11 protein-coding genes are annotated in these 17336 nt (G+C 65.1%); 3 read left to right on the top strand and 8 right to left on the bottom strand.

The genetic code is table 11. The annotated features are described in order from the left end of the window. Positions 1–211: 211 nt before the first annotated feature. The 3 genes from nirD (at position 212) to EN861_RS21790 (ending at position 4488) form a co-directional block, all read left to right on the top strand. The gene (nirD, locus tag EN861_RS21780; RefSeq protein WP_127275597.1) at positions 212–541 is read left to right on the top strand and encodes a nitrite reductase small subunit NirD; all 330 of its coding nucleotides are present in this window, start codon (positions 212–214) and stop codon (positions 539–541) included. Position 542: 1 nt separating this feature from the next. Then, positions 543–3251, top strand: a complete 2709-nt coding sequence (locus EN861_RS21785; RefSeq protein ID WP_127275598.1) for a nitrate reductase — start codon at positions 543–545, stop codon at positions 3249–3251. A gap of 322 nt (positions 3252–3573) precedes the next feature. Continuing rightward, a complete protein-coding gene (locus EN861_RS21790) occupies positions 3574–4488 on the top strand; it encodes a hypothetical protein (protein WP_127275599.1) in 915 nt (304 codons plus the stop codon). Between the two features lie 271 nt (positions 4489–4759). Here the strand turns inward: EN861_RS21790 and EN861_RS21795 are convergent, their stop codons facing one another. The 8 genes from EN861_RS21795 to EN861_RS21830 form a co-directional block, all read right to left on the bottom strand. Next, positions 4760–6274, bottom strand: coding sequence for an aldehyde dehydrogenase family protein (locus EN861_RS21795; RefSeq protein ID WP_127869851.1), 1515 nt, complete (start codon positions 6272–6274; stop codon positions 4760–4762). A 200-nt stretch (positions 6275–6474) separates the two neighbouring features. After that, positions 6475–7749 carry an RNA polymerase sigma factor gene (locus EN861_RS21800; protein ID WP_127275601.1) on the bottom strand — a complete coding sequence of 425 codons (1275 nt, stop codon included), beginning with the start codon at positions 7747–7749 and terminating at the stop codon, positions 6475–6477. Further along, on the bottom strand, positions 7746–8120 hold the full coding sequence (locus EN861_RS21805) for a YciI family protein (RefSeq protein WP_127275602.1): 375 nt from the start codon (positions 8118–8120) through the stop codon (positions 7746–7748). Before EN861_RS21805 ends, EN861_RS21800 begins: the two co-directional genes overlap by 4 nt. Before the next feature lie 107 nt (positions 8121–8227). After that, on the bottom strand, positions 8228–9319 hold the full coding sequence (locus tag EN861_RS21810; protein WP_135865523.1) for a DNA topoisomerase IB: 1092 nt from the start codon (positions 9317–9319) through the stop codon (positions 8228–8230). 111 nt (positions 9320–9430) lie between these two features. Beyond that, positions 9431–10369, bottom strand: a complete 939-nt coding sequence (locus EN861_RS21815) for a glycosyltransferase family A protein (protein ID WP_127869854.1) — start codon at positions 10367–10369, stop codon at positions 9431–9433. A 245-nt stretch (positions 10370–10614) separates the two neighbouring features. Beyond that, on the bottom strand, positions 10615–11499 hold the full coding sequence (locus EN861_RS21820; protein WP_127275605.1) for a transglutaminase family protein: 885 nt from the start codon (positions 11497–11499) through the stop codon (positions 10615–10617). A 12-nt stretch (positions 11500–11511) separates the two neighbouring features. Further along, entirely contained in the window at positions 11512–13923 is a 2412-nt protein-coding gene (locus tag EN861_RS21825) for a circularly permuted type 2 ATP-grasp protein (protein WP_127869855.1), read from the bottom strand. A 6-nt stretch (positions 13924–13929) separates the two neighbouring features. Continuing rightward, positions 13930–17289: a transglutaminase family protein gene (locus tag EN861_RS21830; RefSeq protein WP_135865525.1), complete on the bottom strand. Its 3360-nt coding sequence runs from the start codon at positions 17287–17289 to the stop codon at positions 13930–13932. Positions 17290–17336 lie beyond the last annotated feature (47 nt).

Below are 17336 nucleotides of genomic sequence, written 5' to 3' on the forward strand. Positions count from 1 at the left end.
TGGAGATGTCAGCGCGAGCCACCCCCCTCTGGCCTGCCGGCCATCTCCCCCTCAAGGGGGGAGATCGATCACCATGGCGGCCTTCGCCAATTGTCGACGTTGCAGAATGGGCGGTGAGCCTGAAGCTGCCAATCTCCCCCCTTGAGGGGGAGATGTCCGGCAGGACAGAGGGGGGCGCCTGGGCGCGATCCTATCAAGCAAAGGCAGTGCTATGAACTGGATCGCCATCGGCACCCTCTCCGACATTCCCCGGCGGGGCGCGCGTTGCGTCGCCACACCACAAGGCAAGATCGCCGTCTTCCGCACAGCGGACGACGCGGTCTTCGCCATCGAGGACCACTGCCCTCACAAGGGCGGACCGCTGAGCCAGGGCATCATCCATGGCGCGGCCGTGACGTGCCCTCTGCACAATTGGGTCATCTCGCTGGAGACGGGCAAGGCGCTTGGCGCCGACGAAGGCGCCGTGCGCACCATTCCCGTGAAGCGGGAAGGCGAGCGCCTGTTCATCGCGCTGGAAGCGCTGGCCAGCCGCGCCGCCTGACATGGAGATCGTTGAAGCGCGAGAGGTGAGGACCACCTGCCCCTATTGCGGGGTGGGCTGCGGCGTGCTGGCAAAGGTCGCCACGGACGGGCAGGTGTCCGTCCGTGGCGACCCCGATCATCCGGCGAATTTCGGCCGGCTCTGCTCGAAGGGCTCCGCGCTCGCCGAGACCATCGGCCTCGACGGCCGGTTGCTCCGTCCGCAAATCCACGGCCGGGGCTCCTCTTGGGACGAGGCGCTCGACCTCGTCGCCTCGACCTTCTCGCAAGTCATTTCCGAGCATGGTCCCGACGCGGTCGCCTTCTACGTCTCCGGCCAGTTGCTGACCGAGGACTACTACCTCGCCAACAAGCTGATGAAGGGCTTTGTCGGCTCGGCCAACATCGACACCAATTCGCGTCTCTGCATGGCTTCGTCCGTCGCCGGCCACCGCCGCGCCTTCGGCTCCGACACGGTGCCGGGAAGCTACGAGGATCTGGAACTGGCTGATCTGATCGTGCTGGTCGGATCCAACCTCGCCTGGTGCCATCCGGTGCTTTATCAGCGCATCGCGGCTGCCCGCGAAAAACGGCCCGAGATGAAGGTGGTGCTGGTCGACCCGCGCCGCACCATGACATCTGATATCGCCGACATGCACCTGGCGATCGCGCCGGATGGCGACGTCGCCCTGTTCACCGGCCTGCTGGCATGGCTCGGTCAGCACAATGCGCTCGACCGTGCCTATATCACGGCGCATACGTCCGGCTTTGGACAGGCACTGTTCGCCGCCTCCGCGCTCGACCTTGCCGGCGTCGCTGCCGCCACGGGGCTCAGCGAAGACGAGCTCGGCCGTTTCTACAGCCTGTTTGCCAGGACCGAAAAGACCGTCACCGTCTACAGCCAGGGCGTCAACCAGTCGTCCCAGGGCACCGACAAGGTCAACGCCATCATCAACTGCCATCTTGCCACTGGCCGTATCGGAAAGCCCGCCGCCGGACCGTTCTCGGTCACCGGCCAGCCCAATGCCATGGGCGGCCGCGAGGTCGGCGGCATGGCCAACATGCTCGCCGCCCATATGGAGATCGAAAATCTCGAGCATCGCGAACGCGTGCGTCGCTTCTGGAAGACACCGGAGATTGCAGGCAAGCCCGGCCTCAAGGCGGTCGAGATGTTCAAGGCGGTTGCCGACGGGCGCGTGAAAGCACTGTGGATCATGGCCACCAACCCGGTCGATTCGATGCCGGATGCAGGCGCCGTCGAAGCGGCGATCAAGGCCTGCCCCTTCGTCGTGGTGTCGGACGTGCTGGCCGAGACCGACACGGTCCGCCATGCCCATGTCCGGCTGCCGGCGACGGCCTGGGGCGAGAAGGACGGCACCGTCACCAATTCCGAGCGCTGCATCTCGCGCCAGCGCGCGTTCTTGCCGGCCCCCGGCGAGGCGCGGCCCGACTGGTGGATCATTGCCGAGGTGGCGCGGCGCATGGGCTTTGACGACGCGTTTGCGCATGAGACGCCAGCGGAGATTTTTGCTGAGCACGCCGCGTTGTCAGGATTCGAGAATGACGGCGCGCGGGATTTTGACATCGGGGCCTATGCTGATGTTGACCCCGATGGGTATGAAGCGCTTGCGCCGTTTCAGTGGCCAGCACTTCAGCCAGGCGGAAGTACTCAAGCTGAACCTCCGCCCGACGCGGTCAACTCGACCGGGCACCAGCCCACTCGCTTCTTCGCCAACGGCAACTTCTACACGCCCGACCGCAAGGCGCGCTTCATCGCCATCCGCCCGACCGTCGAAACCCGCACCGCCCCCGACTTCCCGCTCATCCTCAACACTGGCCGCATCCGCGACCACTGGCATACCATGACCCGCACCGGCAAAAGCCCGCGCCTGTCCCAGCACATCGCCGAGCCCTTCGTCGAAATCCACCCGGTGGATGCGCAACGCCACGGCGTTGGCGATGCTGACATCGCACGCGTCTCGACTCCGCGCGGCGAAGTGCTGGTCCGCGCGCTGGTGACCACGCGCCAGCGTCAGGGCAGCGTGTTCGCGCCGATGCACTGGACCGATCAATTCGCCGCCAGGGGTCGGCTCGACACGCTCACCACATCGCTTACCGATCCGGTGTCGGGCCAGCCGGCGCTGAAGCATGTCGCGGCCCGCATCGAGAAATTCACCGCTCGGGCATTCGGCTTTGCCGTGACACGCAAAAGGCCCGTGGCGATGGCCGACTATTGGGCGGTAGCCAGATGCCGGGGCGGCTGGCGGGTCGAGCTCGCCTTTGCCCGCGACGATGTCGACTGGACGGCCTTCGCCGGTTCGCTCTTCGATGCTGCGGATGGCGAAATGCTTGCCTATCACGACCGCGAGGCCGGCCAGCACCGCATCGCCGCCTTCGACGGCGAGCATCTGGTGGGTGCCTTGTTCATCGCGCCCGGTCCGGTCGCGGTGTCGCGCGGCTGGGCGGCCGAGCAACTCGATGAGGTCCACGCCAGCCAGCGGCAGCGTTTCAGGATCGTCGCCGGCCGCGCCGGTGCCGAGCGGCCAGATGCCGGCGCGACCGTCTGCTCCTGTTTCAACGTTGGGGTCAACCAGATCACGGCTGCCGTGGCGGCTGGCTGCACCAGCGTCGACGCCATCGGCGCCACGCTGAAGGCGGGCACCAATTGCGGCTCCTGCCGGTCCGAGATCCGGGCGATCATCGCGGCCAATCGGGTCCAGGCCGCCGAGTGAAGGTGACATGACCCGCTGGGCCGGCCTGAACTCCGGTCGGAAGGTGGGATCGAACCTGTCCAACAGTTAATCGCCCGGGGGTGATGGGGTGAAAGATGCCGCGACGGACCAGCAAAAGGAAATGCCCCTGCGGACAACCGTCGCACCACGCAGCTCGCTTGGCTGGATTCCACCGTTCGGCTGACCATAGTTGAGAGGCGTTTTCCAAGCCATAGCGAGCAGTTGGCGAAATGCGCATCTAACCGCTGCCGTGGACCTGGGGCTCGGCTGGCCCTGTCCTCCGCGATTGGTACGTCTGGACATGCGTGGTGAAGACTGGAAAATGGGGAACGCAACCTCGCCATCCGAGTTGATTCAAAGCATCGGGAGATCAGCGCTGAATCTGGAAGACATAGCCGGCCATCCGGCCTTGCACCGCTACGTTCAGGAACAGTCGCAGTCCCTGATCCGTATCTACGAGGAAAGCCCGCGGCTGGCTTCCATCTTTGCCACCCAGCAGCGTTGGCTGTTGGGTCATGTCGGCCTTGCCATGCACTTCAGGCGCGACCCGAATGACCGCCGCAAGGAACTGACCGTATCACGTTTCATCGAGGTCGTGCACAAGAACGCGGTGGCCAGCCGCAATACGGCGGACGCCTTCATCAAGGAGATGCTGCACTACAACATCGCCGAGTATGTGGCGGGTGGGGACGGCCGCACGCATCCCTTGCAGCCGACAGCGGCGACCATCGAGCGATTCACCGGCTGGGTAACAGCCCATCTGCGCACGCTTGACCATATCGATGGCGGCGACCGGCTGGCCAGATATTTGGAGCGGCCCGAGATGCTTGCCACGCTGCAGCCCCTGGTGGCTGACGGACTGCTTGCGTCCAAACCGGTGCGCGAACCCAACCAGACCTTTTCCCTGTTCATCTGGCTCAACAATGGCGGCATCGTCATGGACTGGCTGATGTCGGGCATCGACCCCGCCCACGCCGGCCTGGAGCGGATTCCGACCAGCGTGGTTTCGATCGGTGACTTCGCCAAATGGCTTAAGCTGTCGCGGACCCATCTCGGCCGCAAACTGCGCACGGCAGAGGAGCTCGGCAGCATTGGCTGGCTTGGTCAGCGCGGCCATTCGGTGATGTGGGTGTCGCACCGATTTTACGAGGAATACATGACCGTCCAGGCGGCCAAGCTGGCCGTCGTCGACACGGCCTTCAAGGCCTGCTTCCCGCCTTCGCAAGGCGACGGCTGAGCAGCGGCACACGAGAGCCATTTCAGCCGTGATACGTTTTCCGTCCGGAATTGTGCCAGAACAGGTGGATTGACCGGTTCCGCGTTTGCGTGGCTGCGCGACGCCGACGACCTCGGCAGCGTCGGCAGGCTCTGCCAGCGCCCAGTTACGAAAAGCCGACGCTGGACAAGTGTCGGAAGCTGTCCAGCGTTACAGCCGCGTGTACACCCTCCACCTGTGTCGATTGATGCTCGCGGAGCTGATCGACCTGACGGGGGCACCCCTGACATTCTCAGTCGATGTCGAACGAGACGCCTTGGGCGAGCGGCAGCGCCTTGGAATAGTTCACCGTGTTGGTGGCGCGGCGCATATAGGCCTTCCACGCATCGGAGCCGCTCTCGCGGCCGCCCCCGGTTTCCTTTTCACCACCGAACGCGCCGCCGATTTCGGCCCCGGAGGTGCCGATGTTGACGTTGGCGATGCCGCAATCCGAGCCGTCCACACCGAGGAAACGCTCGGATTCCTGCAGGTCACGGGTGAAGATCGACGACGACAGGCCGGCGCCGACAGCATTGTGCTCGTCGAGGACGGCATCGAAGTCGGAATACTTCATCACATAGAGGATCGGCGCGAAGGTCTCTTCCGTCACCGGTGCAACCTGTTTCGGCATTTCGACCAGCGCCGGATGGACATAATAGGCATCGGAATGGCCGTTCTCGACACGCGTCCCGCCGGTCACCTTGCCGCCATGGGCGGTCGCTTCGCTCAGGGCCTTCTGCATGGCATCGAACGCGGCCTTGTCGATCAACGGCCCAACCAGCGAGGAGGTCTCCAGCGGATTGCCGACCGAAACGCTCTGATAGGCCTTCTTCAGGCGCGGCACCAAGGCATCGTAGACGCTGTCATGGACGAACAGGCGGCGCAGCGTCGTGCAGCGCTGGCCGGCCGTGCCCATGGCGCCGAAGGCGATGGCGCGCAGCGCCATGTCGAGATCGGCCGTCGGGCAGACGATGCCGGCATTGTTGCCGCCCAGTTCCAGCACTGCGCGTGCAAAACGCTTGGCCAGGCGAGGACCGACATCCCGGCCCATGCGGGTCGAGCCGGTGGCCGAAACCAGCGGCACCTTGGGATGATCGACCAGGATCTCGCCGACCGCGCGGTCGCCGATCAGCACCGGCGCCAGGCCTTGCGGTGCGTCGGGGCCGAAACGCTTGACGGCACGCTTGAAGATCGCTTCGCAGGCAAGCGCCGTCAGCGGCGTCTTCTCGGAAGGTTTCCATACCACGGCATCGCCGCAGACCAGGGCAAGTGCCGCGTTCCACGACCACACCGCGACCGGGAAGTTGAAAGCCGAGATGACACCGACGACGCCCAGCGGATGCCAGGTTTCCATCATACGGTGGCCGGGACGCTCGGTGGCGATGGTCAGCCCGTACAATTGACGGGACAGACCGACGGCGAAATCGCAGATGTCGATCATTTCCTGCACTTCGCCGAGCCCTTCGGAGGGGATCTTGCCGACCTCGATCGACACCAGCCGGCCAAGCTCAGCCTTGTGCGCCCGCAGTTCCTCGCCCAGCAGCCGCACCAGTTCGCCGCGCTTGGGACCTGGCACCAGCCGCCAGGACTGGAATGCCTTGTGCGCTCCGTCGATGGTCTTTGCCGCATCGGCCGGCGAGATCGTCTTCAGCGCCGCGATCTGCTCACCCGTCACCGGGCTGCGCACGATCAGGTCGCCGCCGTCAAGCGCCTCCTTGGCCACGCCCAGTTTCGCCAGAAGCTCGGCCGTTTCCTTCGCTATCGTCATTTTTGTTCCTTTCAGATCCCGCCGCTCATATGGCTGGGGTCAACGCCTTGCGCCATGCCTTCCCGGCGCCGTCGCGGCTGGAAGGGGCTGTCATGGCGTGCCATTACCTGTTTCAGGGGAAAATCGCCACCCCGGCATGGTCCAAGCCCAAGCCGCACGATTGAGCCAGACGATGCCTGGGCTGAACGGGCAGAGGGGGCTCAGTTTGCCTTTGTCGCCGGCGCGCGCACGGCGCCGTCCTTGATCAGGCGGTCGATATGCATGCGGATATGGGCCGCTTCCGCCGCCGTGTTGGCCAGCGCGATGGCGCGGTCGAAGGCAATGCGTGCCTCCTCGCCCCGGTCGAGCTGCATCAGAAGCCCGCCCTTGAGGCCGAAGAAATGGAAATAGCCGGAAAGCCTCGGCTCGAGCGGCTCGATCATCGCCAGTGCCGCTTCCGGTCCACGCACCTTGGCGACCGCGACCGCACGGTTGAGGGTGATGACCGGCGACGGCTGCATCTGTTCGAGCAGGCCGTAAAGCAGGTCGATCTCCACCCAGTCCGTGTCCTCGGCTTTCGCCGCCCGCGCATGGAGTGCGGCGATCGCCGCTTGCACCTGATAAGGACCGGGCTTGCGGTGGCGCAGGGCCTTGTCGACCAGCGCCAGCCCTTCCTCGATCATCTTGCGGCTCCACAGGCGCCGATCCTGGTCCTCGAGCAGCACGATCTCGCCGTCGCCGTCGAAACGGGCCGGTGCGCGCGCGTGCTGCAGCAGAAGCAATGCCGTCAGCCCCATGATCTCCGGCTCGGTCTGGAATAGCCTCAGCAGCAGCCGGGCCAGCCGGATCGCCTCCTCGCACAGCGGCGCGCGGGCCGGCGCTTCGCCGCTGTTGGTCGAGTACCCCTCGTTGAAGATCAGGTAGACCATGGCGGCGACCGCAGCGAGCCGTTCGGAGCGCTCGGCCGCGCCCGGCGTCTCGAACGGCACGCCCGCATCGGCAATGCGCGCCTTGGCGCGGGTGATGCGCTGTTCCATGGCGCTCTCGCCGACCAGGAAGGCACGCGCGATCTGCTTGACGGTGAGGCCGGAGACGATGCGCAGCGCGACCGCGATCTGCTGCGTCGCGGGCAAATCAGGGTGACAGCAGATGAACAGCAGCCGCAATATGTCGTCGCGGTAATGCGCGCCATCGAGCCGCTCGGCGATATCGCTCTCGGCGTCTTCCAGATCGGAAATCTGGTCTTCCTCCGGCATCGGCGCCTGCTTGGCGCGCTTGCGCACCGCGTCGATGCCGCTGTTGCGGCCGACAAAGATCAGCCAGGCCGCTGGATCGCGTGGCGGTCCATTCTGCGGCCAGTTCTTGAGCGCCCTGAGGCAGGCATCCTGGAAAGCTTCTTCCGCGGTGTCGAGGTCGCGGAAATAGCGCAGCAGCGCGCCCATCGCCTGCGGACGGGCGGCACTGATGGCCGAGCTTATCCAGGCAAGTTCGGTCATACGGCAACCCCGGTGGGATTGAAGACGGACACCGGCCGGATCTCATACGAGCCGCCGCTCGGGTTGACCTCGGAGAGTTCGCGGGCGAATTCCACGGCCTCGTCGAGATCGGCGCATTCGAGCGTGTAGAAGCCAAGGAACTGTTCCTTGGTCTCGGCGAACGGCCCGTCGATGACAACGGATTCGCCCTTGACCTTCCGCAGTGTCGTCGCCGCTGTCGTCGGCAAAAGCCGCGCCACCGGGCCGAGCCGGCCGGCCTTGGCATATTTGTCCTGGACGTTGAGGAGATTGGCCATCACTTCGTCGTCCTGCGCCTTGCTCCAGGAGCTGACGACGTCTTCGGAAGCATAGCACAGGATGGCGTAGAGCATGATCGGTCCTTTCTGTATCAAAGGACGAAACAGTAGGACCGATCCCGACACGGCGTCGATAAAAAAATCCGGCAGCTGCGGATTCGGTGTTCGTCAGTCGCGCCGGGTTAGCTTTCGTGTGTTTCCAGCCATCTCAGCACAAGCGCCTCCTCCTCATCGAGACCGTCTATGGACCGCTTGCGCTTGTTGGCTTCCGCCATTTCGGCAAGCAGCCGTCCCTGCGACCAGGCCTCGAAAACCTGCGGATGGATATAGCATTTGCGGCAGACCGCACGAGTGTTGCCCAGCCGCTCGGCCACCTTGTCGATGACGCTGTTCATCACCCGCTTTTGCTGCGCCTGGCTTTCGGGCAGTTCCGTCTGCGCAAACAGCGACGCGGCGTGGATGGTGCCGCCCCACGTGCGGAAATGCTTCGAACTGAACGCGTCGCCGGCCGCTTCGCGTATATAGTGGTTGACGTCGTCGGAGCGCACAGGGCGCCTGTTGCCGGCCTCGTCGAGATATTGGAACAGCTTCTGCCCCGGCAGGTCCTGCGCGCCCCGAACGATCCCGGCGATGCGGCGGTCGACCAGCTTCAATCTCCATTCCTTGCCGGACTTGCCCTTGAAGGCAAAGCGCAGGCTTGATCCCTTGATGTCGACATGCCGGTCCCGCAATGTCGTCAGGCCGAAGCTCTTGTTGTCGCGTGCATAGGCGGCATTGCCGACGCGGATCATCGTGTTGTCGAGCAGCCAGACCACCGCGGCGACGACGCGTTCGAGCGGCAGGCCGCGACGGCGCAGGTCGCTGTCGATCCTGCGCCGAAGGTCCGGCAGGCTTTGGGCGAAAGCGATGAGGCTCGAATATTTGGCGCCGTCGCGCTCCTCGGCCCATTGCGGATGATAGCGATACTGCTTGCGTCCCCGCTGATCCCTCCCGGTCGCCTGGATATGCCCGTTCGGATCGGGCGAAATCCAGACATTCGTCCAGGCCGGCGGAATGACGATCGCAGCGATGCGCGCCCTGGCGGCGTCGGACACCGCTTTCCCCTCCGGTCCTCTGTAAGTAAATCCCTTGCCCGCCTTCAGCCGGCGGATACCGGGCTCGGCATCGCTGACATAGGTCAGCGCGGCATGCTTGGCTGAGCTTTGCGCCCCGTTCCGCGGCGATGCATCTGTCTCCGCCGACGGGCTGAGCGACAGTCCTGATCTCTGCAGCATGTAAGCTCCACGCAAATACGCGTAGATAAGCTGCTGGTTGACTGCTGGTTCCACACGCCGTCTGCAAAGCAGGCGATCCTGCTGGCGTCGGCGCCTGGCGCGGCGCGAGGCCTACAACGCGCCCTGCATCTGGGTCAGCGGAAAGGACAGCCGGCGCCGCACCTTGAGCTTGAGCGTGTAGCGCAGGCAGCGCCAGGCTTCCGAGCGCCGTTTCGGTGCGGCCGCGGCCACCGCCAGGAAGCGCGACGCGGTCTCCAGGTCGCCCCGCGCATAGTGGACGCGGGCGATCTTGAGCGCGACAAGGCCCTCCCTGGCTTTCAGTGCCGAAATCGGGATGCCGCAATCGGTGAGCATCCGCAACTCCCGGCGCCAATCCAGGAAGCGGCGCGCCGGGTTGACCGTGAAGCGATCATCGGAGCGCTCCGCTGAAACTTCGTAAATCATGACGGGACGCTGAACCATGGCCAGCGACGCCTTGCTCATCAGCCGCGCCCAGAACAGCGTGTCCTCATCGAAGGCGAGCCCGACTGGGAACCGGGTCTCGCCGATGAGACGCCGGGAAGCCAGCACGCTGCCCACCGCCACCGAGCGTATATCCCCCTTCACATAGGCGGAGGCATTGGTGAGGCAGGCCGCGGTATATCCGTTTGGCACCTTGATCTGCCGGTCCTCGCCGTTCACCCTGCGCCGGAAGGCGCCGACGATCATGTCGGCCTTGGGCTGGCTTTCCGCTTGCGACAGCAAGGAGCGCAAGCCACCCTGAAGATGCAGGTCGTCGGCATCGATCAGGTAGACCCATGGATGGATCGCCTCATCGAGCGCCAGGTTGCGGGCGCCGCCGGCGTCGCGGCAATTGGCCGGCAGTACACGGAGCGGCAGGGAGGATCGCGCGGCCGCCTGCCGCGCAGCATCGGCCGTGCCATCGGTCGATTGATCGTCGACCAGCAGAATCTCGCCGATAAACCCGGCCTCTCCGCCAAGCGACGCCAGCGTTTTGGCAATCGTTGCCGCCGCATTGTGCGCGGGTATGACGACGCTGACAGTTTTCAATGACAAACCCGCACCTGTACGCAGCCGCTTAAGACTATTCTCCCTCGGAACGAATACAGACTAAAGCAATTCCAGGTAAAGTGCGAAACGGTTTTTCCGTTCGGAATTGCGCCAAATCAAGGGGTTAGAGCGGCTCGCCGTTTCCGTGAAACGGTGAACTGCTCCAATGGCCTCATCGATGTTTGAGAAGTCTACTCCATCTATCGCGGGCACTCGCGGCGCCGGGCAAGTCGGCGCGCCCGTTTTCACGCCTTTTCGAGCACCACCGGGATGACGTCCACGGCCTGCTCCCCGACCTGGCCGCCGGTCGTCTTCAGCACACCGACGATGGGCGCCACATCCGAATAGTCGCGCCCGTAACCGACAGTGATATGGTCGTTGGAAGCCCGCATGCCGTTGGTCGGGTCGAACTCCTGCCAGCCGGCATCACGCCCGCACCAGACCTTGACCCAGGCATGCATGGCATCCGCACCTTCCAGCCGGGGCTTGCCCTTGGGCGGAATGGTGCGCAGGAAGCCGCTGACATAGCCGGCCGGAATGCCGAGACCGCGCAGCCCGGCGATCATGATGTGGGAGAAATCCTGGCAGACCCCGCGCTTCAGCCGGAAGGCATCGCTGGCCCGGGTCCGCACCGTGGTCGCTTCGCCATCATAGGTGAAATCGCGATGGATGCGGTTACACAGGTCCGTCGCCGTCCCAGCGGCCGAGTTTCCGACGCTGTCTTGCGCGAATGCGGTGATCGCCGCATCGATACCCGCATGGCTGCTGGCGGCCAGGAAATGGTGCGGCGAGGCGGGCGCCAGCGACCGCACGGCGGCCAGTTCCCGCCTGAGCCGGCCGATATCGGGCGACACGTCGAGCCCGGGCTCGGGCCGCGACACCGCCACGCGCGCGCTCATCCTTATGTCGAGCGCTTCATGCGCGTCGCGAAACGCGATCGAAGTGACGTTGTTGCCGAAAAAATCGGTGAAGTCGGATCGTTCATTGGGCGCCGGCTCGAAGGAGAGCGAAGCGGCGATGACCCGTTGCACGCCGCTGATGGTCGGCGGCAGCACCCGCACCTGATGCCGGCCGCCGCCGGCAGCGGCGGCGTAGTCGTAATGAAGCAGAAGCCGGATGTCGTACAGCATGGCCATTGCTTTCTAGCCGAAATAGGCTCTGGCGAGGCTGTTGTAGAGGCCGCCGATTTCGCTGGCGAGTTCGTTCAGCGCCTTCGTCGTCATGTCAGCCGGTTCCTTGATGGCGATGGCCGTGTTGAGCTGCAGGATCTCCTTGGCCGCTGCCGACATATGCCCCTCGCCGCCTGTCGTCGGCAACAGCCCGATCTCGGCCTTCAGCCTTTCCAACTGGAACAGGATGGAGCGTGGATTGAGCGGATCGAGCGCCAGGAGATCGATCACCGTGCGCCGGCCGGCCTGCACCGGATATTGCCGGCGATGGGTCATGACGCTGTCGCCGATCTCCAGCATCATATCCAGCGCGCCATCCGGCGCCTTGCTGCCGGTCAGTCGGGCCAGCGTGCCGGCGATCTGGATGCCGCGCTCCAGCCGCCGGCCGATCTCGAGGAAGCGCCAGCCCGCGAACCGGTACATGTTCTCATGCAAAAGGCCTGAGAATCCGGCAAGCTTGCGCAGGATGACGGTCATGGCCCGCGTCGCGTCGTCGCCGGGCGCCACGGTGGTAGCGAACTGATGGATGGTCTTCGACAAATCCTTGAGCGCCAGCCAGCCATCCGGCGAGAAACGATCGCGGATCTGGCCGGCGCTGTAGACGGCGCTGTCGAGCGTACCGATCAATCCTGACGGGATCGCCGTCTCGACATCGATGCCGAACGGTTCGAGATAGTCCCTGATGTCGGCCAACAGCGGCATATCGGGATCGGATGTTTCGGCGAGCCGCACATGATAGGCGCGCAGGATGCGCACGGTGTCTTCCGAACGTTCGATGTAGCGGCCGAGCCAGGTCAGGTTTTCCGCCGCGCGGCTGGGCAGGCTGCCCGGCTTGGTGCGGTTGAAGCTGTCACCCTCTTGCGGCAGCAGCGTCTCGCGCTCGACCGGTTTGTCACTGACCACCCAGACATCGGCCGCCTGGCCGCCGCGCTGCATGGCGATCGCCGTCGGGTCGAGCGACAGGCCGACACGGGCGAAACCGCCCGGCATAACCGTCCAGCCCTCGGGCGTGCGCGCCAGATAGACGCGCAGGCTCGCCGGCCGGGGCTCCAGCCAGCCGCCGACATAGACGGGCGTCGTCGAAAGCGTCACCGCTTCCTGGCCAACGAAGGCCTCGCCATCGCGTTCGATGCGCGCCACCAGCTCCGCCCGTTCCCCGACCGACAGCGCCGAGCCGAGCTTTGTCTGTCCGTCATCCTCAAAGGCAAGTCTTGTCGACAGCGCCGGGCCGACCACCATGCGATCGATATTGGCGAGCACATGGGCGCGCTCCGTCTCCTGCCCGCACCACCATGTCGCCACACTGGGCAAAAGCAGCTCCTCGCCCCACAATTCGCGCGCGATCTTGGGCAGGAAGGCAAGCAGCGCACGCGTCTCCATCAGGCCAGAGCCAAGCGCATTGACGGTGGACACCGTGCCTTGCCGGATCGCTTCGACCAGGCCCGGCGTGCCGATCTGCGAATCCGGGCGCAGTTCGAGCGGATCGGCGAAGGCGGCGTCGAGCCGCCGCCACAGCACGCTGATCGGCATCAGGCCGGACACGGTGCGCACCATCAGCCTGCCGCCGGAAACGGTCAGATCCTCGCCTTCGAGCAGCATGATGCCGAGGTAGCGGGCGATATAGGCGTGTTCGTAGTAGGTTTCGTTGAGGGGGCCCGGCGTCAGGATGGCGACGCGGCCGTCGCTCTCCTTTGCCATGCCGATCAGCGCATCGCGGAAGCGACGGAAGAAGCCGGCGAGCCGGTGCACATGCATCTCGCCATAGATGTCGGACAAGGCGCGCGTGGTGGCGACGCGGTTCTCCAGCGCGAAACCGGCGCCTGAAGGCGCCTGGGTGCGGTCGCCCAGCACCCACCAGCGGCCGTCAGGGCCCCGGCCGAGTTCGAAGGCGCAGAAGTGCAGGAAATGCCCCCCCGCCGGCGTGGTGCCAACCACGGGTCGCAAATATTCGGGGCTCGCCGCGATCAGCCCTGCCGGCAGGATGCCTTTGTCGATCAGCCGGTTCTGCCCATGGATATCGGCGACAATTTCCTCGAACAGGTCGGCGCGCTGCACCAGGCCGGCGCTGATCGCCTGCCACTCGCTGTCCTCGATGAGCACGGGAATATGCGCCAGCGGCCATTCGCGCTCGTTGGCGCCCGCCTTGTCATAGACGCGGTAGTAAACACCGGCATCACGCAGATACTGGTCGGCGCGGGCGAAGCGCTGACCGAGCTTTTCGGCCCCGAGTTCGTCCAGCGCCTCGACAAAATGCTTCCAGACCGGACGGGGATTGCCCGAAGCGTCAACCATCTCGTCGACGACGCCATCGATCGGCTGGTAGTGCTCCAGCAGGCTGTGGGCCTGCGGCTTGCCGCGTACCCTTTTGTGATTCCCCTTTGCCATGTCAGATCACAGTCTTGGTGGACGCCTGAGGTCAAGGGTCATCGGGAAATCTTCCGCCGGCTGTTCCTCGCGCAACACATAGCCGGACGGCGTATGGCCGCGTGGTTCGAAGCGGGCGAGCCGCCGTGCCTCCGCCTCGTTGCCGTTGACCGGAAACGTGTCGTAGTTGCGCCCACCGGGATGCGCGACATGGTAGACGCAGCCGCCTACCGCCCTGCCGGACCAGCGATCATAGATGTCGAACACCAGCGGCGTGTTGACCGGCAGCGCGGGATGCAGCCCCGAGGCCGGCTGCCAGGCCTTGAAGCGCACGCCCGCCACCGCGACCTCCCTGTCGTCGGTAACCCTCATCGGCACGATGCGGCCGTTGCAGACGATCGCGTGGCGCTCCGGATTGAGACCTTCGGTCTTGACCTGCAGCCGTTCGACCGAGGAATCGACGAAACGCACCGTGCCGCCGATCGCGCCCTGCTCGCCCATCACATGCCACGGCTCCAGCGCCTGCCTAAGCTCCAGCTTGATGCCGGCATGCTGGACTTCGCCGCAGAAGGGAAAGCGGAATTCGAGCTGGGCGTCGAACCATTCGGGCCGAAACTCGAAGCCGTTGAGCTTGAGGTCGTCGAGCACCTCGAGAAAATCCGCCCAGACATAGTGCGGCAGCATGAAGCGGTCATGCAGCGAGGTGCCCCAGCGCACGAAGCGCCCGTCGAGCGGGTTCTTCCAGGCGCGTGCGATGATTGCCCTGACCAGCAACTGCTGCGCCAGAGACATGCGCGCATTGGGTGGCATCTCGAATCCACGGAATTCGACAAGGCCAAGCCGGCCAGTTGGGCCATCGGGGGAAAACAGCTTGTCGATACAGATTTCCGAGCGGTGCGTATTGCCGGTGACGTCGGTCAACAGATTGCGGAACAGGCGGTCGACCAGCCATGGCAGAGGTGGATTACCCTGGTCGGGATGCGGCACCTGCGCCATCGCGATCTCGAGTTCATAGAGCGAATCGTGCCGCGCCTCGTCGAAGCGCGGCGCCTGGCTGGTCGGGCCGATGAACAGGCCGGAGAACAGATAGGACAGCGAGGGACGCCGCTGCCATTGCAGCACCAGGCTTTTCAGCAGATCGGGCCGGCGCAGGAACGGGCTGTCGTTGGGCGTGGCACCGCCGACCACGACATGGTTGCCGCCGCCGGTACCGGTGTGGCGGCCGTCGATCATGAACTTGTCGGCGCCCAGCCGCGTCTGCCGCGCCTCCTCGTAGATCGCCGTCGTGGTCGCCACGCAATCCTGCCAGTTCGAGGCGGGATGGATGTTGACCTCGATGACGCCGGGATCGGGTGCCACGCGGATGACGCTGAGGCGCGGATCGTGCGGCGGGCCGTAGCCCTCGATATGCACGGGAAGGCCTATCGCCTTTGCAGCGTTCTCGGCAGCGGCCACGAGTTCGAGATAGTCTTCCAGCGCCTCGACCGGCGGCATGAAAACGCACAGCCTTCCGTCACGCGGTTCGACCGAAAGTGCCGTGCGCACCGCCCCGCCGATTTCGGTGATCTCCTGCTCGACGCGGTCCTGCTGGCCACTGACAGCGGTGAAGGATACCGCCTGCTGGCGGCGGGCCATTTCGTCGGCGCCTTCCAGTTCGGCCGGAGCGGCCGTCGGCAAGATCGCTTCCCGCACGGGGAGCGGCCCACGCGGCAGCGACGGATCGACAGGCACGATGTAGGGAAATTGCGCCGGCGGCACATAGGGCAGCGTTCCCAACGGCAGACGATAGCCGACCGGCGAATCGCCGGGCACCAGGAACAACCGGCCGCGCCGCGTCGTCCATTTTTCCGACCGCCAGCGCTGGCCGGACGCCTGGCTGTTCCAGCGCTGAACCGGCAGCACATAGCCGGACGGCTTGGTCAGCCCGCGCTCGAACACCTTCGCCATGCGGCTGCGCTCTTCCGGGTCTTCCAGCTTGGAGTTGGACGGGTCGACATTGTCGGGCAGCTTGCCTTCCTTGAGCAGCCATTCGGCTGGGTCCTCATAGGCTTCGCTGACCATGGAGGTGTCGATGCCGAGCTCGCCGGCGATCGCCGTCAGCAGGCTTTCGGCCTGTTTCGGCCCGATATCGGCCGAGCTTTTCTCCCGCGCGATCAGCGACGGGTCGCTCCATACCGGCTCGCCGTCGGCGCGCCAGTAGAGCGAAAACGTCCAGCGCGGCAGGCTTTCGCCGGGATACCATTTGCCCTGGCCGTAGTGCAGAAAGCCTCCCGGCGCGAAGCGCTCGCGCAGCCGGCGGATCAGCGCGTCGGCCTTTTCGCGCTTGGTCGGCCCGACGGCGGCCGTGTTCCACTCGGCGGATTCGAAATCGTCGATCGACACGAAGGTCGGCTCGCCGCCCATCGTCAGCCGCACATCCCCGGCCGCGAGCGCGGCATCGACCTTGTTGCCGAGCGCGTCCAGCGCCTGCCAGCTTTCATCCGAGAACGGCTTGGTGATGCGCGGATGTTCGGCGATGCGATCGACCCGCATGTCGAAGCCGAACTCGACATTGGCAAAGCTCGCCATGCCCGAAATCGGTGCCGCATTGCGGAAATGCGGTGTCGCGGCCAGCGGCACATGGCTCTCGCCGGTGAGCAGGCCGGAGGTCGGGTCGAAGCCGATCCAGCCGGCGCCGGGAAGATAGACCTCGCACCAGGCATGCAGGTCGGTGAAATCGACCGATGTACCTGCGGGCCCATCCAGCGCGACAAGGTCGGGCTTGAGTTGGATCAGGTAGCCCGAGACGAAGCGCGCGGCGATGCCGAGATTGCGCAGGATCTGCACCAGCAGCCAGCTTGAATCGCGGCACGAACCCTTGCCCGCGGCCAGCGTTTCCTCCGGTGAGAAGACGCCGGTCTCCATGCGCACGATATAGGCGATCTCGCGCTGCAGCCTTGCATTGAGGTCGACGAGGAAATTGACCGTGTTGGGCGCGCTGCGGTCGACGGATTCCAGGAAAGCCGAGAGAAGCGGCCCCGCCGGCTCCGGTGTCCGGTAGATGGCCAGATCCTCCCTGATTTCCTCGGGATAATCGAACGGGAACGCCTCCGCCGACGGTTCGACGAAGAAGTCGAACGGATTGTAGACGGTCATGTCGGCGACGAGGTCGACCTCGATCTTCAGCTCCGTCACCGGCTCGGGAAAGACGAACCGGGCGAGGAAATTGCCGTAGGGATCCTGTTGCAGATTGACGAAATGGTTCGCCGGTTCGACCTTCAGCGAATGGCTCAACACCTTGGTGCGGGAATGCGGTGCAGGCTGAAGCCTGATGATTTGAGGGCCGAGCACCACCGGCCGGTCATATTTGTAGTGGGTCAGGTGATAGACGGCTGCCAGAATTGCCATGGGGCCCCGGGATCGGCGTTTAGCTGGCCGAACCCTGCCACATCTGG

The organism is Mesorhizobium sp. M8A.F.Ca.ET.218.01.1.1 (assembly GCF_004791165.1).
GTDB lineage: Bacteria > Pseudomonadota > Alphaproteobacteria > Rhizobiales > Rhizobiaceae > Mesorhizobium.